General features: G+C 68.8%; 20 protein-coding genes. 6 read left to right on the forward strand and 14 right to left on the reverse strand.

The features are described from left to right. Nucleotides 1-116 precede the first annotated feature (116 nt). From ABZ803_RS18975 to ABZ803_RS19000, 6 genes are all read right to left on the reverse strand, one after another. A complete protein-coding gene (locus ABZ803_RS18975) occupies nucleotides 117-1346 on the reverse strand; it encodes a cytochrome P450 (protein ID WP_357039489.1) in 1230 nt (409 codons plus the stop codon). Nucleotides 1347-1360: 14 nt separating this feature from the next. Further along, on the reverse strand, nucleotides 1361-2632 hold the full coding sequence (locus ABZ803_RS18980; protein WP_357039492.1) for a cytochrome P450: 1272 nt from the start codon (nucleotides 2630-2632) through the stop codon (nucleotides 1361-1363). Continuing rightward, nucleotides 2629-3234 carry an ATP/GTP-binding protein gene (locus ABZ803_RS18985; RefSeq protein ID WP_040866287.1) on the reverse strand — a complete coding sequence of 202 codons (606 nt, stop codon included), beginning with the start codon at nucleotides 3232-3234 and terminating at the stop codon, nucleotides 2629-2631. Before ABZ803_RS18985 ends, ABZ803_RS18980 begins: the two co-directional genes overlap by 4 nt. Beyond that, nucleotides 3209-3559, reverse strand: a complete 351-nt coding sequence (locus ABZ803_RS18990; protein WP_039805398.1) for a DUF742 domain-containing protein — start codon at nucleotides 3557-3559, stop codon at nucleotides 3209-3211. The genes ABZ803_RS18985 and ABZ803_RS18990 overlap by 26 nt, the downstream gene beginning before the upstream one ends. Before the next feature lie 73 nt (nucleotides 3560-3632). Beyond that, nucleotides 3633-4058 (reverse strand): roadblock/LC7 domain-containing protein, encoded by a 426-nt coding sequence (locus ABZ803_RS18995; protein ID WP_357039496.1) that lies wholly within the window; start codon nucleotides 4056-4058, stop codon nucleotides 3633-3635. Continuing rightward, entirely contained in the window at nucleotides 4058-5428 is a 1371-nt protein-coding gene (locus tag ABZ803_RS19000; RefSeq protein WP_357039499.1) for a sensor histidine kinase, read from the reverse strand. The genes ABZ803_RS18995 and ABZ803_RS19000 overlap by 1 nt, the downstream gene beginning before the upstream one ends. Before the next feature lie 564 nt (nucleotides 5429-5992). Here ABZ803_RS19000 and ABZ803_RS19005 point away from each other — a divergent pair. After that, nucleotides 5993-6424 carry an SRPBCC family protein gene (locus ABZ803_RS19005; protein WP_357039502.1) on the forward strand — a complete coding sequence of 144 codons (432 nt, stop codon included), beginning with the start codon at nucleotides 5993-5995 and terminating at the stop codon, nucleotides 6422-6424. Nucleotides 6425-6433: 9 nt separating this feature from the next. Here the strand turns inward: ABZ803_RS19005 and ABZ803_RS19010 are convergent, their stop codons facing one another. Continuing rightward, on the reverse strand, nucleotides 6434-7150 hold the full coding sequence (locus ABZ803_RS19010) for an SDR family NAD(P)-dependent oxidoreductase (protein WP_357039505.1): 717 nt from the start codon (nucleotides 7148-7150) through the stop codon (nucleotides 6434-6436). Between the two features lie 84 nt (nucleotides 7151-7234). On the opposite strand from ABZ803_RS19010, the gene ABZ803_RS19015 reads away from it, so the two are divergent. After that, nucleotides 7235-7789, forward strand: a complete 555-nt coding sequence (locus ABZ803_RS19015; protein WP_357039508.1) for a helix-turn-helix domain-containing protein — start codon at nucleotides 7235-7237, stop codon at nucleotides 7787-7789. A gap of 214 nt (nucleotides 7790-8003) precedes the next feature. On the opposite strand, the gene ABZ803_RS19020 is transcribed toward ABZ803_RS19015, so the two are convergent. Further along, the gene (locus ABZ803_RS19020; protein WP_357039511.1) at nucleotides 8004-9542 is read right to left on the reverse strand and encodes a DHA2 family efflux MFS transporter permease subunit; all 1539 of its coding nucleotides are present in this window, start codon (nucleotides 9540-9542) and stop codon (nucleotides 8004-8006) included. Next, nucleotides 9539-10474, reverse strand: a complete 936-nt coding sequence (gene dapA / locus ABZ803_RS19025; RefSeq protein ID WP_357039514.1) for a 4-hydroxy-tetrahydrodipicolinate synthase — start codon at nucleotides 10472-10474, stop codon at nucleotides 9539-9541. Before dapA ends, ABZ803_RS19020 begins: the two co-directional genes overlap by 4 nt. 71 nt (nucleotides 10475-10545) lie before the next feature. Between dapA and ABZ803_RS19030 the strand changes: the two genes are divergently transcribed. Beyond that, complete coding sequence (locus tag ABZ803_RS19030) at nucleotides 10546-11424, forward strand: LysR substrate-binding domain-containing protein (RefSeq protein ID WP_357039517.1); 879 nt, start codon at nucleotides 10546-10548, stop codon at nucleotides 11422-11424. Nucleotides 11425-11429: 5 nt separating this feature from the next. Here the strand turns inward: ABZ803_RS19030 and ABZ803_RS19035 are convergent, their stop codons facing one another. Then, on the reverse strand, nucleotides 11430-12086 hold the full coding sequence (locus ABZ803_RS19035) for a hypothetical protein (RefSeq protein WP_357039520.1): 657 nt from the start codon (nucleotides 12084-12086) through the stop codon (nucleotides 11430-11432). Nucleotides 12087-12197: 111 nt separating this feature from the next. Between ABZ803_RS19035 and ABZ803_RS19040 the strand changes: the two genes are divergently transcribed. Beyond that, nucleotides 12198-13673 (forward strand): MFS transporter, encoded by a 1476-nt coding sequence (locus tag ABZ803_RS19040; protein WP_357039523.1) that lies wholly within the window; start codon nucleotides 12198-12200, stop codon nucleotides 13671-13673. Here ABZ803_RS19040 and ABZ803_RS19045 read toward each other — a convergent pair. Together ABZ803_RS19045 and ABZ803_RS19050 are read right to left on the reverse strand one after the other, a co-directional pair. Further along, nucleotides 13652-16372, reverse strand: a complete 2721-nt coding sequence (locus tag ABZ803_RS19045; RefSeq protein ID WP_357039526.1) for a hypothetical protein — start codon at nucleotides 16370-16372, stop codon at nucleotides 13652-13654. The genes ABZ803_RS19040 and ABZ803_RS19045 overlap by 22 nt on opposite strands. A 518-nt stretch (nucleotides 16373-16890) precedes the next feature. Further along, complete coding sequence (locus ABZ803_RS19050; protein ID WP_157106603.1) at nucleotides 16891-17049, reverse strand: hypothetical protein; 159 nt, start codon at nucleotides 17047-17049, stop codon at nucleotides 16891-16893. Between the two features lie 818 nt (nucleotides 17050-17867). Between ABZ803_RS19050 and ABZ803_RS19055 the strand changes: the two genes are divergently transcribed. Beyond that, nucleotides 17868-18944, forward strand: coding sequence for a hypothetical protein (locus ABZ803_RS19055; protein ID WP_357039529.1), 1077 nt, complete (start codon nucleotides 17868-17870; stop codon nucleotides 18942-18944). Nucleotides 18945-18957: 13 nt separating this feature from the next. On the opposite strand, the gene ABZ803_RS19060 is transcribed toward ABZ803_RS19055, so the two are convergent. Together ABZ803_RS19060 and ABZ803_RS19065 are read right to left on the reverse strand one after the other, a co-directional pair. Then, nucleotides 18958-19644, reverse strand: a complete 687-nt coding sequence (locus ABZ803_RS19060) for a PAS and ANTAR domain-containing protein (RefSeq protein WP_357039532.1) — start codon at nucleotides 19642-19644, stop codon at nucleotides 18958-18960. A gap of 172 nt (nucleotides 19645-19816) precedes the next feature. Beyond that, on the reverse strand, nucleotides 19817-22291 hold the full coding sequence (locus ABZ803_RS19065) for a 2Fe-2S iron-sulfur cluster-binding protein (RefSeq protein WP_357039535.1): 2475 nt from the start codon (nucleotides 22289-22291) through the stop codon (nucleotides 19817-19819). A 147-nt stretch (nucleotides 22292-22438) separates the two neighbouring features. Between ABZ803_RS19065 and ABZ803_RS19070 the strand changes: the two genes are divergently transcribed. Further along, nucleotides 22439-23011: a helix-turn-helix domain-containing protein gene (locus tag ABZ803_RS19070; protein WP_357039538.1), complete on the forward strand. Its 573-nt coding sequence runs from the start codon at nucleotides 22439-22441 to the stop codon at nucleotides 23009-23011. The last annotated feature ends 157 nt before the right edge of the window (nucleotides 23012-23168 follow it).

Here is a 23168-nt window from a genome sequence, read left to right on the forward strand (position 1 = left end):
AACCGGCGCGATGGGCTTGGGTTCCGGGTGCGCGCGCCTGCGGTGGAACACCTCTGCCCGGCACGGGCCGTCCGAGCGCCCGTGCCGGGTGGATCGAGATGTTCGTCCGGACCGGACTACCGCGCCGCCTCCAGGAACACCGGCAGCTCGGCATGGCCGTTGGAGATGAAGCTGAGCACGGGGCCCAGCTCGGACGGATCGGTCGCGAGGCGCATGTCGGGGAAACGCCGGAAGATGGCCGGAAGGGCGATCTCGGCTTCCAGCCGGGCCAGCGGCGCGCCCAGGCAGTGATGGGCGCCGTAACCGAAGGCCAGATGATCCTTGGTCGGCCGCCGCAGGTCGAACTCACCCGCGGTGGCGCCGTGCAGTTTCGGATCGCGGTTGGCCGCCACATAGGAGGCCAGGATCGCCTCCCCCTTGGGGATGCGGACACCGGCGATATCGATGTCCTCGACGGCGTAGCGCAGCGGCAGGTGCGCCACCGGCGCCTCGAAGCGCAGCGACTCCTCCACCACGTCCGACCACGGAATCCGGCCCGCCATCACGTCGGCGCGCTGGTCGGCGTGGGTGAGCAACGCGAAGATGGCCTGATCGAGCAGGTTCACCGTCGTCTCGTGCCCGGCGTTGATGACCAGCATCAGGGTGTCGACGAGTTCCTTCTCGGTCAGCTGTGAGCCGTCCTCCTCGTCCCGGCTGGCGATCAGCACGCTGGTGATGTCGTCGCCGGGCGTCTCCCGCCGGTAGGCCACGAGTTCGCTGATCAGCCGGTACATCTCGAGATAGTTGGCCTGGGCCTCCTCCGGCCCGAAGGAAGTGTCGAAGAATCCGTCGACACATTTCCGTACGCCGGGGCCCAAATGGTCGGGCACGCCCATCAGCTCGGTGATGACCTGGATCGGCACCGGATAGGCGTAGCCCTCGCGCAGGTCGACGGCCGCACCGCTCGGGGTCGCCGCCAGCCCGTCGAGCAGGTCCGCGGTGATCGCTTCGATGCGCGGTCGAAGCGCCACGGTGCGGCGGTGCGTGAACGCCGGTGCGACCAGCTTGCGCAACCGGCGATGTTCGGTGCCGTAGGCGGTGAACATGTTGTCGACGGCCACCCACGGGTGCAGCGGCCACTCCTGGGTGATCTCGCCGTTCATGAACGCCGCCCAGTGCTGCCGGGGATCCTTCGACACGCGCGCGTCGGCCAACAGGGTCTTGAGCACGACGGCATCGGTGATCGACCACGCGGGCACCCCGCCGGGCAGTTCCACCAGGGCCACCGGCCCACGCTCGCGCAGCCGCGCGGCCTCGCCTTGGATATCGGAACCGGTCAGATCCAAGACTATCGGCTCTTGCGACATCGGGACGCTTCTCCTTACACCAAGTTCAAGGGAGGGGACTTCGGAAAGACGACCGGCAAGGCCGCCAACGCCCGGTGGAACGGGCCGGGCCGCCAGACCACTTGATCCGCGGGCACGGCCAACTGCATTTCGGGAAGCGCGTCGAGCAGCTGGTCGATGGCTTCTTGCACGACCACCGACGCCACCGACTTCGCGGGGCAGGCGTGCGGTCCGACGGCCCAGGCCAGGTGCGAGCGGTTGCCGGTGCGGTCGCCGCCGCGGATCGCCGGGTCGTTGTTGCAGGCGGCCAGGCTGACCATGACCGGCTGATGCGCGGGCAACCAGGTGTTGTCGATCAGGATGGGCTGACGCGGATAGGTGATGCAGAAGTTCGCCATCGGCGGGTCGTTGAACAACACCTCGTCCAGCGCGTCGCGCGTCGACAGGCTGCCGCCGAGGACGTCGCCGCCGAAACGGTCGTCGGTGAGCATCAGCAGCAGCGTGTTGGTGATCAGGTTCTGCTGCGGCTCGATTCCGGCGCCGTAGAGGCTGATCAGGTTGGAGAGCATCTCCTCGTCGTTCAGATTGGCCGGGTGATGCGCCAGCCCGGAGGTGACGTCGTCGCCCGGCTCCGCGCGGCGCTGATGGATCAACTCCATCAGGGCCTCGGAGAGCATCTGCATCCCCTTGGCCGCCTCCACGGTGTCGAAGAGCATCGCCATGCCGGTGGCGACCCGCTGACCCAGTTCCGTCGAGCAGCCGACGATCCGGTTGAGAACTTCGAAGACGAGCGGGAACGCGTACTGCGTCACCAGATCAGCGGATCCGACCTCGATGAAGGTATTGATCAGCGGAATCGCGATGCGCTCGACCATCGAGTGCACCTCGTGCAGGTCGATGGCATCGATGCTCGTGGTGTAGGCGCCCCGGTAGCGGGCATGCGCGGCGCCGCTGTTGCGCAGGGCGTTCGGATACCACTCCATCATCGGACGGATGGGCGAGTCCTCGGGGATGTTCTTCTGCCAGACGCGGGGATCAGCGGGAAAGTGCTCGGGATCGTTGAGGATCCGCACTGCTTCCTGATAGCCGATCACCAGCGTGGCGGGCACACCGGGCGACAGCTCGATCGGGACCAGCGATCCATGGCGCCTGCGCATCTCCCGGTAGGTCCCGTGCGGGTCGGCCGCGAAATCCTCCGCGTAGAGCGGGAATCTGGGACCGTCGGCGTCGATCGGCGATCCGTGCGCGACCGGGCAGGCGCCGGTGGCTAGGTGTGGCGGGTAGGTCGAGGACTGTGGCGTGGTCAAATGCGAGACTCCAAACGGTGGAACAAGAATTCGACAAGCGTGATCAGTGAACGCAGGCACGTGCCTCGATCACGCGCGTCCAGTAGCGTCAGCGGTGTGCCGGGTTCCAGGTCGAGGGCATCGCGCACCTCTTCCAACGGGTAGGGCCGCGCGCCTTCGAACTGATTGACCGCCACGGAATAGGGAACGCCGCGTTCCTCGAGCACCGAGAGGACCTCGTCGGACTTCTCGATGCGGCGGGTGTCCACCAAGACGAGCGCGCCGAGGGCACCGCGGGCCAGCTCCTCCCACAAGGGGACGAAACGCTGCTGGCCCGGAGTGCCGAACAGGTAGAGCGCGAGTTTGGGACTGAGGGTGATGCGGCCGAAGTCCATCGCGACCGTGGTCTGCGATTTGCCGGGCAGTCCGGCCATGTCGTCCACGCCGACGCTGGCTTCGGTGATGGTCTCCTCGGTGCGCAGCGGCTTGATCTCCGAGACGCTGCTCACGAACGTGGTCTTGCCGACGCCGAAATTGCCGGCCACCAGCAGTTTCACCGAGCGGGTCACGGTCTCCGGCACGTAGTCGACGGCGCGATCAGACGGCGAGAGCACGGAGCCCATTGAGTACCTCCTCCAGCAGAGCGATCTCCGGCAGGGACTCGGCCGGGGTGGGAGTGACCAGGTGCCCGCCGTCCATGAGATCGGACGCGACGATCTTCACGACGGACGGCGGGAGGTCGAGATACGCCGCGATCTCGGCGATCGACAGCGCACCCCGACGGCTGCACAGGGCCATGACCCGGCGCGCATCGGGCGACGCGCCGGGGAGTGGATCTTTGGCGGTCAGGACCAAAGTAACCAGGTCCAGCTCGCGAGTGGGACGCGTACGCCCTCCGGTGCGCACATAGGCCCGGACCAGGTCCGGATCGCGCCGCGGCTTGCTCATGACGTCGCCTCGCTTTCGCTCGGCTCCGTGATGCGCAGCGGCGCAGTACCTTTGACTCGCTCGCTGCGCTCGATCATGGCATTTCGCTGCCGTCTACGCGCCTACGCGGCTGGCTGCCGAGCTCGCGTCCGACCCGGCCGGCCAACTCGTTCATCCGGTGGGCGACGAGGCCCACGTCGATCTCGTTGGTGGTCGCGACGCCGAGTAACGCGCCCTCGCCCGCCGCGGTGATGAGGATCATTCCCTGGTCGTACTCGGTCATGTTCTGCCGGACGCCATTCGCGGAATCACCACAGAACTCGCCGAGCGCCTTGCCGAGTGAGCGCAGGCCGGAGGCCGCCGCGGCGAAGCGCTCCGCCTCGTCGCGCGCGATCCCCGTGGAGTGCGCGATCCGCAGGCCGTCGTCGGACAGCAACACCGCGAACCGCACACCCGTGATGCTGAGATCTTCGAGTAGCCAGCCCAGTTTGTTGCTGCTGTCGGTCACGGGTGTGGCCATCAGGATGTCATCCCTTCCGTGTCATCAGATGCGGCGGCGCGGCCGCTCTTGGAGCCGGTATGCCAAGCTGCTGCGACCTCGGGGCGAGCGAGGCCCGGTTCGGTGCGCGGCCCGACCGGGGCGAGCGCGACCGTCCTGCGTCGTCGCTTGGGTAACCCGCCGCTGGTGATCTCACTCACCGTCAGCGAGTGCTCGTCCTCGCCGGGCTGCTCGCTCGGCGCGTCCTGCGCGGGAACCGTCACCGGCTCCGGTTTGGCCTCGGCCACGGGCGCGACCTCCTGGACGTTCTGCGGGGTGACCAGCAGCGACTCCGGGATGTAGACCATCGCGCGCATGCCGCCGTAGACGTTCGGGCCGTCGATGTAGACGGTGAAACCGTAGCGACGGGCCAGCGCGGCGATACCCGGGAAGCCGACCTTCGGCGAGGGGCCGAGCTGGTGGATGTCGACGGGCCGCTCGTGCGCGAGCACCTGGCGGGCCTCCTCCATCTGCTCGGCGTTCATCCGCACGCCCGCGTCATCGATGATGACGGTGACGCCGTGATGGCCCTCTTGGAAGTTGACGTCCACGTAGGAAGTCGGCGGGGAGTACCGCAACGCGTTGTCCAGCAGGGTCGCCAGCGTGTGCACGAGCGGTTCCACCGCGCGGCTGATCACGACGCGATCGAGCTGGTTGGGCCGCACCCGCAGGTATTCGCGGACGCGGCCGATGGCGCCACCGACCACGTCGGTCAGCGTCTGCGCGGGCCAGCGACGGCCGGGCAGACCACCGCAGACGATCACATAGGACTGCGCCTGACGGATCATCTGCTGCACGGTGTGGTCGATGCGGGTGAGGGTTTCGTACACCGCGTCGTCGCGATGCTCACGCAGCGCGGCGCTCACCACCTGGCTGACATCCGCGCCGAGACTGACCACGGAGGTACCGAACGAGCGCACCGCGGCGCTGGTCGCCTGGCGCGACGCCGAGGCGACCTCGGTGCGCGCGGACTCCTCGGCGGCCTTGATCGCCTGCTGCGCCTCGTTGTTGGTCAGGTCCCTGGTCTCCGAGCGCATCAGGCTCAGATCGTCGGCGTACCGCTCGGAGATCCACCGCAGGATCTGCGCGAGCCGTGAATTCTCCATCCCCGCCTGGACTTCGACCGGGGGCACCTGCGACTCGAACCGGCGGATCGACTCGGCCACCGCGGGCAGCGTGGTGGCGGCGAACCGCTCGAGCGTGTCCTCCGTCGCGCGCTGTTCCCTGCTCACAGCCTCGAGCTTGGCCCGTTGAGCCCTGGCATACTGCACTGCGTACAACGCCCCCGCTACGGCGATCACCAAAGCGGCGGCGAGGATCCATGAAAGCACCACGGCGATATCTTGATTCATCAGTTCTTTCGTCGTTGACTGGTCTCGAGGAATCGGCCCACTGCCATCCTGCTTCGCTCGCCTTCCCTCGCCTGCCGACCATGAACGGACCGGTCGGTGGGGTCCGCGTCGGAGTACCGGAACCCCGCGACGGCACCGGCACTCACCGAGAGTGCCTACCGCACAGTGCCCGCAGGACAGGCGATTACACGTCAATCGCCGACCGCCCGGATCGTATCCGAACGGTAACCAGAACCCGACCAAACGCACATTAGCAGCATTCCAACGAAGTCTCTGCCGATCCCATCGACACTTTCCGTTTTCCCGGAGCTGGGACGATGCGTGCCGGGGATCGCGACATAGCTGCGCAATAATGTTGGGCTGCGGTGCAACCCGCGGACGTTCGCCCTGGGTACGGGCCCGCACCCGGGATGAGCACCGGAAACGGCACCGGCGGCGCAGCGGCCGTGCGGGCCGGGCGCCGGAACTCGGCAGGCGGAATGGGTGTTCACCGGTCTGTCCACAATCGTATTGGCGGGCGTTCGAATTCGACCGGGTGCGCCACCGGCCGGATACCATGCGCCCATGGCAAAGCTGAAGGTCTCGGTCGACGTCCCGATCTCGCCCGAGGAGGCCTGGACGCACACCTCCAACCTCGCCGAACTCGACAAATGGCTGACCATGCACGAAGCCTGGCGCGGTGAGGTTCCCGCCGAGTTGACCGTCGGCACCCGACTGGTCGGCATCGCCTCGGTGAAGGGCCTGCGCAACCGGGTCACCTGGACGGTGTGCGCCGCCGAGCCCCCGCGCCGCCTGCAACTGACCGGCGCGGGCAAGGGCGGCACCAAACTGGGCCTGCAACTGCTCGTCGCGCCGAAAGGCTCCGGCTCGGAGGTCACCGTCGACATCGAACTCGGCGGCGCGCCGCTGTTCGGTCCGATCGGATCCGGTGTGGCCCGCGCGGTCAAAGGCGATATCGAGCGCTCCCTGGACCGCTTCATCGCACTCTACGGCTGAGCCCGGCCGTCATCCGCCGAGGGCGTCGAAGATCTCCTCGGCCCGGTCGCGGCTGCGATACATGTTCCACGCGGTGTCGGCCAAGTCGTCCGGATCGAGAGTGTGGCCTTCCACGCTGCCGAAGCGCGCAGGGTCGGCGGTGACCATGGCGTGGATGTCCCCGCGCTCCACGAGACCGCCGATGGTGAGGGTGCCCGCGTAGAGGTCGCGCCCGGCCAGGGCCGCGTTGAGGGTGAGCGCGTAATTGCGCAGCGCGGCGGTCGCGAGGGCGAGGTGACCGAGCATGGGCATGGGGCGGACACTGGAAAGGCCCCCGGCGAAGAGCAACGCACCGTCCCCGCGGTCGAGCATGCCGGGCAGCACGTCGCTCACCACGTCCACCGCAGGCCATACCCACTCGAAGGCCGATCGCGCCGTCTCGGCGTCGATATCGGTGATCGGCACCGGCCGCTGTGTCGGCCCCGGCCCGTAATAGAGCACTCCGATCGGGCCGTCGCGGCGGATGTCGGCGAGTACCGCGCCGAGCCGCGGGCGATCGGTGACGTCCGCGACGTGGGCGGTGGCGTCGATACCGCGCGCCGCCAGGTCGGCCAGGTAGGCCGCGTGCCTCGCGTCGCTGCGCGAGACCAGCGCGATGCGGAATCCTTCCCGGCCGAAACGGCGGGCCATCGACATCCCGAGGCCGGGCCCGACGCCGACGATCACTGCGGTTGCGTGCTGCGCCATACGCACTCCTTGAATCTGAGGCCCCCCTCGATTTATCACGGTAGCATGAAATCGAGGCTTCCCTCAGTTTTGTAGAATGGCCGCGTGACCAAACCGCTGCGCCGGGACGCCGCCCGCAATCGCGAGAAATTGCTGCGGCACGCGGCCGATGTGTTCACCGAGCAGGGCCTCGAGGGCTCTCTGGAGGAGATCGCGCGGCGGGCGGGCGTCAGCATCGGAACGCTGTACAACCATTTCCCGACCCGCGACACGTTGATCGACGCCCTCCTGCCGCCACGCCTGGCGGCCGTGGACGAGATCGCCGCCCGCGCCGCGGCCGAGCCGGACGCGTGGACGGCGTTCACCGGCTTCGTGGAAGACCTGCTCATCCGGCTGACCGCCGATCGCGGGTTGCTCGAAGCGTTCACCGGGGATCATCCCGCGGCGGCTCGGCTGGCGGAGGCTTGCCATCGCGGAATGTCGCAGCTGTCCGCGGTTCTCGCGCGCGTCCGGGAAGACGGTGCGCTGCGCGCCGACGCGACCGACGAGGACGTCGTCGACTTGGTGTGGGCGCTGTCGCTGCTCGGGGAGACCACCGGCTCGCCGTCGTGGCGGCGTGCCGCGGAGATCGTGTTCGACGGCCTTCGAAGCCGTCGGTGACCGGAACGCACACCGGTGCCGCACGCAGCGGCAGCGGACGGGATTCATCTCGCCGATCAGGTGACGGGGCCCGGTCGTCCGGATCGTCCTCGACCGGACCCGACCAGCTGCCAGGGACGCGTCCCCGGCGTGGATGCACGGGGCGATCGGGCGGCAACCGGCCGACATCGTCCCGAGATCGCCTGACGGACAAGCGATCTCGGGACGGGTACACCTAGGCGTGTACCACCGTGGCGGCGTCGACCGCCTCCGGGTTCTTCGGCTTCGTGCGTGGCAGGAAGGATGCCGGGATCAGGGTGAGCACGATCAGCACCAGCGCCACCACATAGGTGTGGCTGAACGCTTCCGCGGCCTGCTGGAGACCGGTGTCGACGGCCCCCGGCGGAAGCTGGCTCGCCAGGCCGGGATCGAAGTTCGACGCAATCGCCGGACGCGCGAGCGGCTGGTTGTTCAGCAGGTTGGTCAGCACCACCGACATCGTCGCCGTGCCGATCGAACCGGCGGTCTGGTTGACGATGTTCATCAGCGTCGACCCGCGAGCCACCTGCTGGTGGGTCAGGGTCTGGATCGCCGCGGTCATGATCGGCATCATGGTGCAGCCCATGCCGAGGCCCATCACGAACAGGGCGCCGATCATGGGGAGGTACGAGCTGTCGGCGTCGAGCTGGATGAAGTACGCCGTCCCGATCGAGATCAGCGTGATACCGACGAGCACGATCTTGCCCGGACCGATCTTGTCCACGAAACGGCCCGCGATCGGCATGCTGAGCATCGCGCCGATGCCCTGCGGCGCGATCAGCAGACCGGCTTGCAGCGCCGACTCGCCGCGCACCTGTTGCAGGTAGGTCGGCAGCAGCAGGCCCGCTCCGAAGAACGCGATGGCGAACAGCACCATCGTGAGCACCGCGAAGGTCAGCGACCGGTTACCGAACAGGTGCAGATCGATCAGCGGGTGCTCGGTGCGCAGCGCGTGGAATACGAACGCGGCCATCAGCAGCGCGCCGACGGCGGCCGGAATCAGCACCTTCGCCGCCAGCACGGTTCCCTCCCCCGGGATCGAGGAGACGCCGAACAGGAACAGCGCGAGGCCGGGCGAGGCCAGCAGCATGCCGATGAAGTCGAACGACTCCGACGGCTCCGGCTTGTCGCCGGGCAGCAAGATGATCGCGAGCGACAAGGCGACCACGCCGATCGGCAGGTTGATCAAGAAGATCCAGTGCCAGCTGAAGTTCTCGATCAGCCAGCCGCCCAGGATCGGGCCGCCGATCGGGCCGAGCAGCATCGGCACGCCGAGCACCGCCATCACCCTGCCGACCCGCTGCGGACCGGCGGCATGGGTCATGATCGTCATGCCCAGCGGCATCAGCATGCCGCCGCCCAAGCCCTGGATCACGCGGAATGCGATCAGCGATTCGATGTTCCACGCCGTGCTGCACAGCAGTGAGCCGAGCACGAAGAAGGTGAGAGCCATGATGTACAGCCGCTTGGTGCCGAAGCGGTCGGCCGCCCACCCGGTCAGCGGGATCACGGTGGCCAGCGCGAGCGTGTAGCCGGTCATCGTCCACGCCGCGATGGCGTAGCTCGTGTCGAACTCGCGTTGGAAGGTCGGGATCGCGACGCTGACGACGGTGATGTCGAGAATCGACATGATCGCGCCGAGCACGACCACGCCCGCGACCTTGAAGACGGCCGCGTCCAATTTGTCGGCCGACGGGTCGGGCCCAGCCGCCTGGGTATCCGGAGGTTGTGTCACCGTTTAAGCGTTGCACCTTCGCGGCCACAACACCAGTCATTGTCCGTTCCTGATGCCGGGAATTCCGCGAGCGCGGACAAGGCGGCCCGGGTCGCGGCCTCGCTCGCGGGCAGCAACGGCAGCCGTACCGCCGCGCTCGGTATGCGGCCCTGCGCCGCGAGCACGGCTTTGATCACCGCGGGATTGGGTTCGGCGAACAGCGCCGCCGACAGTACCGCCAGCCGGTGACCGAGCGACCGCGCCAGGTCGACCGGACCGGTGCGCCACGCGGCGACCAGGGCAGCGAACGACGAGGTGTGCACGGCGGCGGAGGCAGCGATCGCGCCGGAGGCGCCGAGAGCCAGCAGCGGCGCGGCGAACAGATCGTCGCCCGCCAGCACGGCGAAATCGGCGGGACGCGCGCTCATCAGCGCGATGGTTGCCTCATCGATGGCGCCGACGGCATGCTTCAGGCCGATGACCTCGGGCATTTCCGCGAGCGCCAGCAAGGTGTCGGTGCCGAGGGAAAGCCCGGTCCGATACGGGATGTGGTAGACGACCAGCGGCACCGGGGACGCCGCGGCGAGCCGGCCGAAGTGCGCGAGCACACCCGCCTCGGACGGTCGCGTGTAGTACGGGACCACGGTGAGCGCCGCGGTGCTGCCCGGATCGAGACCGGCGAGTGCCTCGACGGAAGCCGCCGTCGAGTTCGATCCCACGCCGACCAGCAACGGAGCGTCGCGTTCCCGGCAGACGCCCGCGCACACGTCGACCACTCGCGCCCGCTCCTGCGCCGTCAACGTCGCGGGCTCCCCGGTGGTGCCGAGCGCGACGATGCCGGTCGCTCCGTCGTCGAGCACCTCGTGCGCGAGCCGCTCCAGCGCGCCCGCGGCGAGCCCGCCATCGGCCGTGAACGGCGTGACCAAGGGGACGAGAAGACCTGCGAGTGTCATGACGACCAGCCTGACCGCACCGAATCATCAGATCCAGTTCACGTTCCTGTCGCAGACCATAAGCTCGACTTATGCTCGATGTCCGGAAACTGCGTCTGCTGCGGGAACTGTCGCATCGCCAGACCATCGCCGCGGTGGCGCAAGCCCTCGCCTACACGCCGTCGGCGGTCTCGCAGCAGCTCGCCGCCCTGGAACGGGAGGCGGGCGTGGCGCTGCTGACGCGAACCGGCCGGCGGGTGACGCTGACCCCGGCGGCCGTGGCCCTGGTCCAGCACACCGAGCGGATTCTCGCGGTGCTCGAACAGGCCGGCGCCGAGCTGGCCACGACCCGCGCCGAACTCACCGGAACGCTGCGCATCGGAGCGTTCCCCACCGCGGTGCGGACCATCCTCTCCCCCGCACTCGTCGCACTGAGCAGCGCGCACCCCCGGCTGGAACTGCGTGTGACCGAACTGGATCCGGCGCTGGCGCCCGACGCACTGCGCGCCGAGACCCTCGATGTCGCGCTGATCCAGGAGTACGACTACGTGCCGGTCCCCGCCGATCCCGCATTGCACAGTGAGCCGCTGTTCGAGGAGATCGTCTATCTCGCGGCGCGATCGGCCGAACCGCTCGCCGCGCACCGCGAAAGTGCCTGGATCGCGAGCACTCCCGGCACGCTGTGCCACACGATGACCGTGCGCGCGTGCGAGGCCGCGGGCTTCACGCCCCGGATCCGGCATCACGCCGACGACTTCGGCACGGTCCTCGCACTCGTCGCCGCCGGTCAAGGAGTCGCCCTCGTCCCGGAATTCGGGACGCGGGATCGCCCTGCGGGCGTCACGCTGGGCGCGCTGCCGACGCGACGGCGGACCCGCCTCGCCTATCGGCGCGGTGCGGGCGACCATCCCGTCGTGCGCGCCGCCCGAGTCGCATTGCGGGAATCGGCGGAACGTTCCCCCGGCCGCTGAACCGCTCAGCGCAGCCGATACCGGCTGGTGGGTACGACATCCAGGTTCCGGTCACCGCCGAAGGTCGCGACGCTGGTCATCAGCCGCTCGATGCGGCGCGCCAGCTCCGCCGCGTCGCCGCCGCTGCCGTAGAACGCGTGCGGATCGGTGAGGGCCTCGATCGGGAACAGCTCCTCCACGATTCCGGCGATGTCCGGCGCACCGGCCGTGGCGGGACCGGTCACGACGTTCTGGACGTAGCCGAACGTCGCCTGGGTCTCGATGGCGATCGCGGTGTGGTGGTTGCGCCAGCGGTCCAGCCAGTCGGCCTGCGACAGGTCATCCGGTTTGCGTAGGAAGGCGATGTTCGACAGGCCCGGCGCTCGCTCGCGCACGGTGGTGACCGGCGGCGGAATCGGAGTCGCCTCCTCGACGTGCCAGCCCGCCACCCGCTCGGCCACGGCGCTCAGCGCTCGTTCCGCCGCGTCCGGGCGCGGCGTCCCGTCCCACCAGACGCTGACTACGGCCTGCACCGGCGCGTCGAAGGTCGTGATGCGCAACATCGCCGCCTCGACCGCCGCGTCCGCGATGTTCGCCTGCACCGCCGCGGCCCCCGTCAGTCGCGGCGCCGGATCCGCTGCGAGCAGGTCGCGCACGCCCCACAGCGCGTAGATCGTCTTCATCGCGGACCACTTTCTAGAACACGTTTCACTCAGGATCCGAGCCTAACCCACGGCGCGGTTGGCCGGGGCGGCTCGGGGTATCCGACCGTCAGTCTTCCGAAGGGGTGATCCGTGCGGACCATATCGACCGACATCCCGGCCAGGCTGGATCGTCTGCCTTGGTCGCGGTGGCACTGGATGATCGTGATCGGGCTCGGCTCCGTCTGGATCCTCGACGGGCTCGAAGTGACCGTCGTCGGCAGCGTGGCCGCCCGGCTGTCGGAACCGGGCAGCGGCCTGAACATCACGGCGGCACAGGTTTCCGGTCTCGCCGCGGCGATGTACGTCGCGGGCGCGGGCTCCGGCGCGCTCTTCTTCGGTTGGCTTACCGACAGATTCGGCCGGAAGAAGCTCTTCTTGGTGACCCTGGCGGTGTACCTGTTCGCGACCGCGATGACGGCGTTGTCGTTCTCGATGTGGTGGTTCGTCTTCTTCCGGTTCCTTACCGGATTCGGCATCGGCGGCGAATACGCGGCCATCAATTCCGCCATCGACGAGCTGATTCCGAAGCAGTACCGCGGGCGCATCGACATCGTCATCAACGGCACCTACTGGCTCGGCGCCGTCGGCGGTGCGCTGCTGTCCATCGTCGCGCTCGACACCGACCTCTTCGCACCGAATGTCGGCTGGCGCTTGACCTTCGCGCTCGGTGCCGTGTTCGGACTGGTCATCCTGCTGGTGCGCAGGCATGTCCCGGAGAGTCCGCGCTGGCAGTTCATCCACGGCCACGAAGACGACGCGGAGCGCACCGTCATCGCGATCGAGGAGCGCGTCCGCGCGGACGCGGACGCCGCGCTGACGGACGTCTCCGATCAGCGGATCCGGATCCGGCAGCGGCGGAGCATCTCCTTCCGCGAGATCGCGGAGGTGATCGTGCGGCGCTATCCACGGCGTGGCGTGCTCGGTTTGTCGCTGTTCATCGGGCAGGCATTCCTCTACAACGCCATCACGTTCAACTACGCGCTCATCTTGTCCAAATCCTTCGATATCCCCGACGACCGGGTCGGCTACTACTTCGCGATCCTCTGCTTCGGCAACTTCCTCGGCCCGCTGCTGCTGGGCAAGCTGTTCGACACGGTCGGGCGCAAGCCGATGATCGCGGGCAGCTATCTCGGGTCGGCCGTGCTGCTGCTCGGCACCGCATGGCTTTTCGCGGGCGGTCAGCTGACCGCGACGACCCTCACCGCCTGCTGGACCGCCGTGCTGTTCGTCGCGTCGTGCGGTGCCAGCGCCGCCTACCTGACGGTCAGCGAGATCTTCCCGATGGAGACCCGCGCCATGGCCATCGCCTTCTTCTACGCGATCGGAACCGTCGCGGGCGGCGTCGCGGGACCGTTGGTGTTCGCCGAACTCACCGCCGATGGCGAGCCCGGGAAGACCGCCGTGGCGTTCGTCATCGGCGCGCTCGCCATGTTCGCGGCCGGGTTGGTCGAACTGGCCTACGGCGTACGGGCAGAGGGCCGTTCGCTGGAGGAGTTGGCCGAGCCACTCAGCGCGACGTCGGAGCCGAGCCGTGTCGAGGCCGGTCAGCCGCCCGCGAGCGGGTAGGGACGGCACTGCGCGGTGTCGTCGGCGGTGGCCCGGCCACAGCCGTAGACCATCACGGGCTCGGCGGTGCTCGAGGGATCCCAGATCTGCTCCACACTGAGCATGCCGACCCACTTGTCGTGCGCCACCCGCCCCGCGTGGGCGCCCTGGCTGACCGAGAAGTCCAGCACGCCGCTGCTGGATTCGATGGCCGGTTGCCGCGGTAGATCACGCAGCGCCGCCCATACCGCGGCCGCGCTGACCGGGATCGGCTCGGTCCACACGCCCGAGACGGCCGGGGCCAGCGATTGCACGGCGCGCACGAACAATCCGACCGCGTCGTAGGTCAGCGCGACCCGCTCCCCCAGCGGATGCAGCTGGACGCGCTCGCCGAGCGGTTTGTCGGCTTCGGCGCACGCGTTCCAGCTCGGGATGTCCGGATCCACGGTGGTGGCGAGATGGTAGAACTCGACCCGGCTGCGTCGGCCCTGGCCTCTGTTCCGGCAGGTCACCAGGCTCGCTTTCGCCACGTAGACCAGCGGGCGCGCGCTGTTGGCCGCCCTGCGCCGGTCCGCGCTGGCCATGAACCGGTTGACCGAATCGTCCGCGATCAACAGCACCCGCTGGTCGCCACATGCTCGGTTGAGGCTCTGCAGGAAGTCGGGGAATTCCGAATCCCGGCCTGCGAAGAACAGCACGTCGTCACACGCGTCGGTGTTGTCCGCCCCGGTGAATGCCTCGCGCACGTCCCAGGAGCCATCCCATATCGTTCGCCCGCCCCTGGCCAGGATGTGCAGGTCGGCGGCCATGTTCGTGGTGTAGAGATCGGTCGGGTCGGGCCGGTGGAAGATCCGTACGCCGCGCCCGGCCACCCCGGGAAGCGAATTCAGGTACTGCTCGATCATGTCGGCGATCGCATGGTTGGGCGGGGCGATCTGGAAGTACAGCGGCGAGGACAGCACCATCTCGTCGGCCGACAGACTGGGCGCCACCATCGGAATGCCCAGGCCGGTGAGCGAATTGATCATGCTCAGCGTCGCCGTCCGGCTCTGATCGAGTCCGATCGCCCCGACGATGCCCGGCTCGGCGCCGATCAGCGGCCTCAGCAGATCGACGACCTGCGGACCCTGCAGATTGGCCGGACCGGTGTTCGCCAGCAGCAGCCGGATCAGCGGGACGGTGTCGGGCGTGAGGGTGTCGGACGAGGCGACCGATTCCAGCGCGCCGTACTGCGCCAGCGCCAAGCCCTCGATGTCCTCGCTCTGCGCCGGGTAGTCGCCCGGAACGCCGGCGAGCTGGCCGAAGTACACCAGGGTGAACAGCGGCCGCGCCGGCTGCTCCCTGGCCAGCTGCTCGGCCAGCAGATTCTGTTTGTACACCCGCCGCTGCACCTCCACCAGACGGCGGCTGCCGGGCTCGTCGCTCGCGAACAGGAAGCCCCGTCCGCCTGTCGCGGGATCATCCGGATCGTAGGCGCTGAAACCCACGCAACTGCCGTCCGCAACGGGAACGACGCGCACCCACCGGTCGGCCGCGACGGGCGCGCACGCGGGCGCGCTCGCACGCCACGGTCGCCATGTCGCGAAGCCGGCCGCCGCCACCGCCAGCACCACCACCAGGAACATCGCGGTCGCCGACACCGCCCGCCGCGCCCACCACGGCGGATCGGGGGGCTGGATGCGCCGGAACGGGTCGGGCTCGTCGTCGTTCGGGCCGGTCGCGGGCACGTCGAACCACAGCTGCCAGGCCCGTGGGCGCTGCCGCTGCCGCTCGACGGGCAACTCCTCCACCCAGATCTCATGCAGCCGCCGCACCCGGTACGCCGGGCGCGCGGTGACGCCGGGTGGCGGCGTCCGGGTGCCCGCCACCACCAGCAGCGGATCGTCCTTGCCGGTCTCGTTGCGCACGTCGTTGATCAGGTCGAGCACCCGGGGACCGGCTTCGCCGTCGAGTGCGCGCAGGATCGCGACCGGATAGGTCGTGCGCCGTGCCGCGCCGAGACTCCACCAGCGCCGGCGGTAGGCGACGCGCAGGTCTTCGAGAAACGCGTGCACCAGCAGCTTGGCCAGATGCTCGGCGTGTTCGTGGCGCCGGGCGCCCTCGGTGAGGCGGTGCGCGAATCCGACGAACTGGCTGGACTGTTCCGGGGCCAGGTATTGCTGGCGCATGAACCACCGGAACTCCCGTCCCACACCGGGAATACGGCCGCCGGTGCGCGCCCGGAACACCGCAGTCGGCAGCACGATGCGCAACAGTCCCAGCACGATTCGCTGCACCGGGCCCACCGTGGCCTCGGCTTCGCCGAGCAATTCCTCGCCCCACCGGCCGAAGTCCCTGCGCAGCAACGTCGCCAGCTCGTCCAGTTCGTTGTCGGAACTCAGCTTGCGAGCCATCAACCACTCGGCCAACCGGTAGCGCCGGAAAGGCAACGGGCGCAGGCGCCCGAAGCGGTCCGCCGACAAACCCTTGCAGAGGTTGTAGAGCAGTCGGCGCAGTGCGGTCAGCCCCGGCGTGGTGTCCTCGACCAGGGAGCTACCGTCGGGCAACGGGTCGAGAGCGTCGACGTTCGCGGCCACGTGCACCGCGCCGCCGAGCGCCGCGTCGAACATGTCCAGGCATGCTTCGACATTGGCGAGATCGCCGCACAGACCCACCATCGGCAGCATCCGCTCGCCGCGCGGCGGCCGCCGTACCAACGAACGCAGCAGATCTTCGAGCACATCGACTCCCCGAAAGGAGACAGCTCTGGTGCCGGACATCACGCCCCCGTGTCCTCCGCCGAATGTGACCACCCATTGAAGCAGACGCCAAACCCGTTGGCACTCAGAGCGACTTGGCGCGAACCGGCAGCGGGAAGGGACGCGGCCAACCGTGCGGCGGACACGCCGAACGAGCCCGGAATTCGCGGACGATCAGGTCGGGACGAGGAGTTCGATCCCGGCGGTACAGCGGAACTCGGGCCGAACCTTCGATTTCGCACGGTTCGAAGTGCTTGTCGCAAAAGCTCGGCGAATTTTCGCGGCGCGCGAGTCAACTGCCGCAACAAGCTATTTACACCGCCGACACGTCGGCCGGGGCCGAGAAAACACTTTCCACAGGCGTGATTGGAACGAAGGCGCCGTAAAACGGCGCAGGGCCGGCAAATACGGCGCGCTTGCCGACGGCGGCGTCGCCTACGGGATCGTCGGGGTCCGGCCGTCCGCACATCACGGAAGGCCGGGCGACCCCGTCGGTCCGGTCAGTTGTGCCGCGGGTCGGCGGTGGAGGTGTGGGGCCGGGTGATCCGGCGATGAGCCATGACTTCGGCCCACCAGCCGCTCAGTGGGCTGGGGTCGGGCCATACGATCCGATCTCGTTCTTCGTCGTCCGCGACGGGCGCTTCGGGTTTCTCGATCACGATGACGTTCCTCTGCGCTGGTGCACGTTGCCGCACACATACTTGCGGAGAGCCCTCGTGTTCGTGCGCGCCGGTGGTTTCGCGCCAGAGCGCGTCGAATCGGCTGAACATCGAGCAGCGCGGGTTCCTCGCCCCATTTATCGGAACGACCGCGCTGTCGCACCGATACCTCCAACATTTACCACAGCACACCTGAAACAAACCGATCTTTACGGTTCACGATTCGGACACCAAGCGGTCGCTTGGTTACAATTCAACCCGCTGATCAGTGAAAACATGCGTTCGACCGGCTTTCTTACACGAAACCGAAAAAGTGCAGCGAGCGAAAATCACCTATCCCTCTCACCGAAGGCCGTGGCTGCGAACGCGGGCTCGCGGGTGCCGATGTGGCGGCGCCCTCCGCATCCGCGGGCGCTCGGAGCGGCGGATCGCTCTCGTCGACAGCGCGTAACGCGAAATCACGCCTGCTGCGCGATTCCGAACGGTTGCCGAACGGACCGGCGAGGCCGATATCGTGCGGTGACCATCGGCAACGGCGACGATCAGGCGCGGCCCGAGCCCGTCAACGGCCTCGGAAAGGGCGGAAATCCCTCGCGCGCAATGAGTGTGGCCGATACCGGGAGGCCGCGCGAGGATCCGTGGTGGCTGATTCGGCCCGAGGCACCCGGGTACCCGCCGACTATGGTTCGCCGAACCGAAGCTGTGGGCACACACGACGAGGTCACCCGGGCATCGACGCCCTCCGACCGGGTGGATGCCCGATTCCCGCCGCCCGTCTCGGTGCAGGCGTCCACAGCCAGGAAAACCAGGTGATACCGATGGCCGATCTCCGCCGGATAATTCGAAGACACGGTCCCTTCGCTTCGGTCTGTTTCGATAGCTCATACGACACCGAAGACGCCGGTCGTGGCACCGAGTTGCGCTGGCGCTCGATCGACGCCGAATTGGACCGCAGCGGAGCCCGCCCGCGGATCCGGCGGCTGCTCGCCCAGGCGATCGAACTGCACCCGCCGCCGCGCGGGCGCTGCGGCAGGCTGCTCATCGCCGACGAGACCGAGGTGCTCGCCGACGAGCGCTTGCCGAGCCCGCCGCACGCCCAGATCGTCCGGGTGTCACCCCTGCCCTACCTGCTGCCGCTCATCGAAGTGCAGGCCGAGAAGATACCGCACGTCGTGGCGCTCGTGGACCGGGTGAGTTCGGAACTCTACGCTCTCGACGGCCACGGCGGCGAAGCGGAGGAGACCCTGCGCGACGTCGGCCATCCGGCGCCGGAGATCCGGCGCGAGGACTGGACGCGTCGCACGATCCGGGAGCGGGTCGAGAACACCACGCGACGCGATATCCGCGAGTTCGCCGGGGAACTGGACCGGCTGGCCGACACCGTGCACGCGGAAGTCGTCGTGCTCGCCGGAGAGGCCAGGGCCCGGACGGAGCTGCGGGCGGTGTTCGACGCGAAGGGCCGGGATGTGGTCGAGGCCGAAGCGGGCACGCTACTGCCGGGGTCGGACCCGAAGGCGCTCGACGCGGAAGTCCGCGAGATCCTGCACCGGGTGGCGGCACAGCGCCACCGCCGGGTGCTCGACCGCTTCGCCGCCGAGATCGACCGTCCGGACGGCTTGGCGGTGGCGGGGCTGGCCGCGACCACCACGGCATTGCGCGCCGCCACCGTGGAGCGCCTACTGCTGGACAGTGCGGCGCTGGGCGACCGCCTGGTGCTGGCCGGGACCGCTCCGAACCCGTTGCTCGGCCCGGCGGCGAACGCCGCGGCCGGTGAAATGCGCCGTGCCGACGAAGCCCTTCCGGTGGCCGCGTTGGCGATCGGCGCCGAGATCGTCCTGGTCGACGCCGTGGCCGCGCTGCGCGACGGAGCAGGCGCGCTGCTGCGAGGGCGCTAGGACGCGGCGGAGTTCACGATTTCGGGATGCGCTCGTGCAGTGTGAGCAGCATGTGGTCGAAGGCCGTCTGCACCGCGGGTGGAGCCGGGGGCAGGTGGTCGATCTCGGCGATGAGCTGGGCGGCCAGGTCGCGCAGCTTGACGTTGGTCTCCTGCGAACGCCACTGCAAGACGTGGAACGCCTGTTCGGCGTTGATCCGGTAGACCCGCATCAGCACGCCTTTGGCCTGCTCGATCAGCGCGCGCGCCCGGAACAGTTTCGGCAGCGTGCCGTCGAGCAGATCCTGGCGTTCCTCGGCGATCGTGGTGGTCAGGTCGACGTAGTAGCCCGCGGTGCCGACGACGGTGCCGTCCTTGTCGGTCATGGTGTCGCCCAGCACGAGGACGTGGTGCAGCGCTCCCGCGGTGTCGACGATGCGGTGGCGGCTGCAGAACGGTTCGGCGTTGCGGACCGACTTCTCGATCGCCTCCGCGACATGATCCCGGTCCTCGGGGTGCTTGTGCGCGAGCAGCAACTCGGTCGTCGGCGTCACCGAATCGGGCGCGTAACCGTGCATCGCGGCGACCTCGTCCGACCACTCCCACCGCTGATCGGCGAACCAGAATCGGAAGCTCCCCGTGGTCTGCGGTGTGCCTGCGCCGACCACCCGGGCTACCGCTCCCTCGGCCGTGTCCACGATTCGGTCGCCCGATTCGTTCATCGCGTCAGTATGCTCCTACCTGCGGCGTTTCACCGTGGATCCTGCGGATCGAAGCAGACGTCCCGACCGCGCACCCCCCGCGGTGACATCATCATCCTAATCCTGGGAGCCGGGTTCCCGGCCTCGCCGATCGCGCCCGGAGCGGCCGTCACGCCGCGGGCGAGCCCGGCCGTCATTCACCGAAGCGCAGGGTCACTTCGCTCGAGAGCGGGGCGGCGCGGCAGGCCAGCACCCGTCCCTGGCTGATCTCGTCTTCGGTGAGGGCCGACAGCGGATCGGAAGGCATGTCGACGCGTCCGGCCTCGACCGTGGCGACACAGCTTCCGCACGAGCCGCCGAGGCAGGAATAGGGCAGGTCCGCGCGATGGCGCAGCGCGGCTTCGAGAACCGGGCGGCCCTGGGACATCTCGAAGCGCAGGTCTTCACCGTGCCCGGTGAGCGTGACGCGGCTGACCGGGGCGTCGGCATCGGGCACGGGCGCGGTGGGCTCCTCGGTCTCGAACAGTTCGACCATGATTCGGGACCGCTCGATGCCGCGGCGGCCGAGCGCCGCCACCACGTCGGCGACCAGATCCGCGGGGCCGCACAGGAACCACCGGTCGGCATCTTGCTCGGCGACCTCGGACGCCCCGACACGTCCGCGGCGGAAGACAACCCCCGAGCTCGCTCGGGCCGGTGTCGCGGGTAGTCGGCGGGACAGGTGGTGGGTGATGCGCAGCCGTCCGGCGAATCGATCCGTGAGCGCGGCGAGGTGATCGGCGAGCATGATGTGCTCGCTGTCCCGGCTGCCGTAGTGGAGCGTGCACGTGCTGTGCGGTTCCGTTTCGAGGATGGTGGCGATGATCGAGGCGATCGGCGTGATGCCACTGCCCGCCGCGACCGCGGCATAGGCCCGTGGCCGTTCGGGATCCGGATCCGGGGTGAAGCGGCCGGTCGGCTCGGACACGTGCAATACCGTTCCGGCGGTCAGACGGTCGATCGCATAGCCGGAGAATGCTCCGCCGTCCCTGCGCTTGACGCCGATCCGCACCCTGCCCGATCCCGCCGCGTCACACAGCGAATAGCTACGCCGGATCTGTCTGCCCCCACTCGTTCCCCGCACTACGACATGCTGACCGGCCCGGAAGGCATACCGGTCGGCGAGTTCGGCCGGGACATCGAATTCGATCACGACGCTGTCGGCGCTGCCGCGGACCACCGATCGCACTGCCAGGCGATGAAATCCGCGCGCGGGCCCGTGCGGAATCGGGTCGAACATATCCACACCGGCCGGGTCGACCGCCGCGCGAGCCGACGCGCGCAACTGTTCGACGCCGACGACCCCGACACCCCTGGCCGCACCGAGCACAACGGCCGGACGCAACACCGCCGCCGGGCGGTCCAGGAGCCCGGCTATGCGTGCGATCTGTCGTGCGACCGCCGCGTCCTGCGCACCGACCGCCATGACCAGCCGCGCCAGCGCGCCGAGCGCACGGGTCCGCGCCCCTCCCCCGTCCACATGCGGCATGGCCGTGTCGAACAGCTTCGTGATCGTCCACGGGTCGTCGACAGCCGTGGCGGCGGCGCGGAAATAGCGGCGAGCCAGATCGTGGTCGCCCTGCGCGAGCACGCGACGCAAGTGCACGGCCTGCAGGGCGGAGACCGTCATGCCCTGGCCGAAGGCCGGGCTGAAACTACAGACCGCGTCGCCGAAGACCAGCAATCCCTGCGGAAATCGGGACAGCCGCTCGTAGCGACGCCGCTGATTGGCCGGATATCGGTACGTGCCGACGTCGCTGAGCGGTTCGGCGTCCAGCAGCGCGGCGCGCACGTCCGGCGGTGCGACCGAGGCGGCGAACCGCCAGAAGCCGTCGGAATCGGTCGGTGGACGATCGTCGCCGTAGCCGATCAGGGTGAGGATGTGCGTCCCGTTCTCCACGGCGAACAGCGCCAATCCGCGCGCGGGATCCTGATTCGCGATCACGATCTCCTTCTCGCCCAGGGCACGGGCCGGAAGGCGCACGTAGCGGCTCGCGTACATCATGTCGATCCGCACCCCTTCCTCGACGGGGCGTTCGTAGCCCGAATCGGCGAGCCACCGGTCGACCGGCCCATGCCGCCCCAGGCAGCTCACGACCAGATCGGCGCGCAGCTCCTCGGCCGCAGTCGCGCCGTCCGGCCTGATCCGTACACCGGTCACCCGGCTCCGACTCGCGTCGAAGAGCAGTTCCAGGGCCGTGCGACGGTCGGCCACCTCGACGTTCGGCAGTGCGCGCACGCGTTCGCGCACTCGCCATTCGAGCAACGGCCTGCTGGCTTGCAACAGCGAGTAACCCCCGTCGGATTGCCGGAGGGTGTGCCCCGCGACGGTCATCCGCATCTCCGTCAACGACCGGCATTCCAGGGCGCCGTCGGCCAGCAGCTCGTCCGTGATGCCGGGAAACAGCTCCTCGAAGATCTGCTTGCCGCGGGCGAGCAGCGCGTGCACATGCCTGCCCTGCGGCACCCCGCGGCGGTTGCCGGGTGCGGACAGGTCGTCGCGCTCGACGAGCGTGACCTTCCCGAAGTAGTCGCTGAGAATCCGCGCGGCGAGCAACCCTCCCATGCTCGCTCCGAGCACCACGGCGTGCCCGCGGCCGGTGTGGTCGGCCGACTGTCCGTGAATCACCGATGCTGCCCTCCGACGTCCATGCCAGGTCTTCCGCAGCCGCCATCGTGGTCGAATCACGTCGAGGACTGAGATTTTTCGCTAGATTAGTCTCAGCTGTCCCCAGTCGGCAAGCCGGACCGCTGCCGCATCGAGGTAGAAAGAGCCATGAATTCCTCCACCCGGTCGTCGGAAACGCTGCTCGACGCTGCGGTCGCGCTGATCGCGGACAGCGGCTTGGACAACCTGACGCTCAGCGCGGTCGCCGAGCGCGCAGGCGTCTCCCGGGCTACGGCGTACCGGGAGTTCGGCGACAAAGACGGCTTGGTTTCCGCCGTCGGGCGCAACGAGATCGGCCGGATGGTCGCCGCCGCCTACCGCGAGATCGACCTTTTCGCACCGGCTGCCGAGGTAGCCCGCTCCAGCACCCTCTTCGCCCTGCGTTACCTGCGGAAGCACGCCGCTTTCAGCTACATTCGCCGCCACGAGCCCGCGCGTCTGCTCGATGTCGCGATCACGCACGGCGGGCCGGAGCTGAACCTGGTCGAAACCGTCGCCGCCATCGCGGCGCCTTTGATCGCGGCGCGCGACGATTCGGCACTCGCGCTGTCGCCGGTTCAGGCGGCCGAAGTCGTCGTACGCGCCGTTCTCTCGCACGCACTGATCCAGCGCAGCAATCTCACCGACGAGCAGATAGCCGATACGGTCGCCCGGGCCGTCATCCGAGAGCAGGATGCCTAGCGCGGAATTCCGCCGACAGCGTGTCAACCGGCTGAGACTTTCGCGCCTTCGAGTCTCGCAACGGACGGTCGGCGGCGCCCCGCGCATACCGGGCCGGTCGACTCGGCGAATCGAGCGACGGCCGCGCTCGCACTCCGTCGAGTCCCGGGCCTGCTCA

Source organism: Nocardia sp. NPDC047648 (assembly GCF_040642815.1).
Classification (GTDB): Bacteria; Actinomycetota; Actinomycetes; order Mycobacteriales; family Mycobacteriaceae; genus Nocardia; species Nocardia gamkensis.

Excerpts from the sequence above, each read along its gene's own strand:
- ABZ803_RS19070 (WP_357039538.1), top strand. The coding sequence starts at position 22,439 with ATGAATTCCTCCACCCGGTCGTCGGAAACGCTGCTCGACGCTGCGGTC.
- ABZ803_RS19035 (WP_357039520.1), bottom strand. The coding sequence starts at position 12,086 with ATGAAGACGATCTACGCGCTGTGGGGCGTGCGCGACCTGCTCGCAGCG.
- ABZ803_RS19060 (WP_357039532.1), bottom strand. The coding sequence starts at position 19,644 with ATGAACGAATCGGGCGACCGAATCGTGGACACGGCCGAGGGAGCGGTA.
- ABZ803_RS19005 (WP_357039502.1), top strand. The coding sequence starts at position 5,993 with ATGGCAAAGCTGAAGGTCTCGGTCGACGTCCCGATCTCGCCCGAGGAG.
- ABZ803_RS19055 (WP_357039529.1), top strand. The coding sequence starts at position 17,868 with ATGGCCGATCTCCGCCGGATAATTCGAAGACACGGTCCCTTCGCTTCG.
- ABZ803_RS19030 (WP_357039517.1), top strand. The coding sequence starts at position 10,546 with ATGCTCGATGTCCGGAAACTGCGTCTGCTGCGGGAACTGTCGCATCGC.
- ABZ803_RS19010 (WP_357039505.1), bottom strand. The coding sequence starts at position 7,150 with ATGGCGCAGCACGCAACCGCAGTGATCGTCGGCGTCGGGCCCGGCCTC.
- ABZ803_RS18995 (WP_357039496.1), bottom strand. The coding sequence starts at position 4,058 with ATGGCCACACCCGTGACCGACAGCAGCAACAAACTGGGCTGGCTACTC.
- ABZ803_RS19000 (WP_357039499.1), bottom strand. The coding sequence starts at position 5,428 with ATGAATCAAGATATCGCCGTGGTGCTTTCATGGATCCTCGCCGCCGCT.
- ABZ803_RS18985 (WP_040866287.1), bottom strand. The coding sequence starts at position 3,234 with ATGGGCTCCGTGCTCTCGCCGTCTGATCGCGCCGTCGACTACGTGCCG.
- ABZ803_RS18990 (WP_039805398.1), bottom strand. The coding sequence starts at position 3,559 with ATGAGCAAGCCGCGGCGCGATCCGGACCTGGTCCGGGCCTATGTGCGC.
- dapA (WP_357039514.1), bottom strand. The coding sequence starts at position 10,474 with ATGACACTCGCAGGTCTTCTCGTCCCCTTGGTCACGCCGTTCACGGCC.
- ABZ803_RS18975 (WP_357039489.1), bottom strand. The coding sequence starts at position 1,346 with ATGTCGCAAGAGCCGATAGTCTTGGATCTGACCGGTTCCGATATCCAA.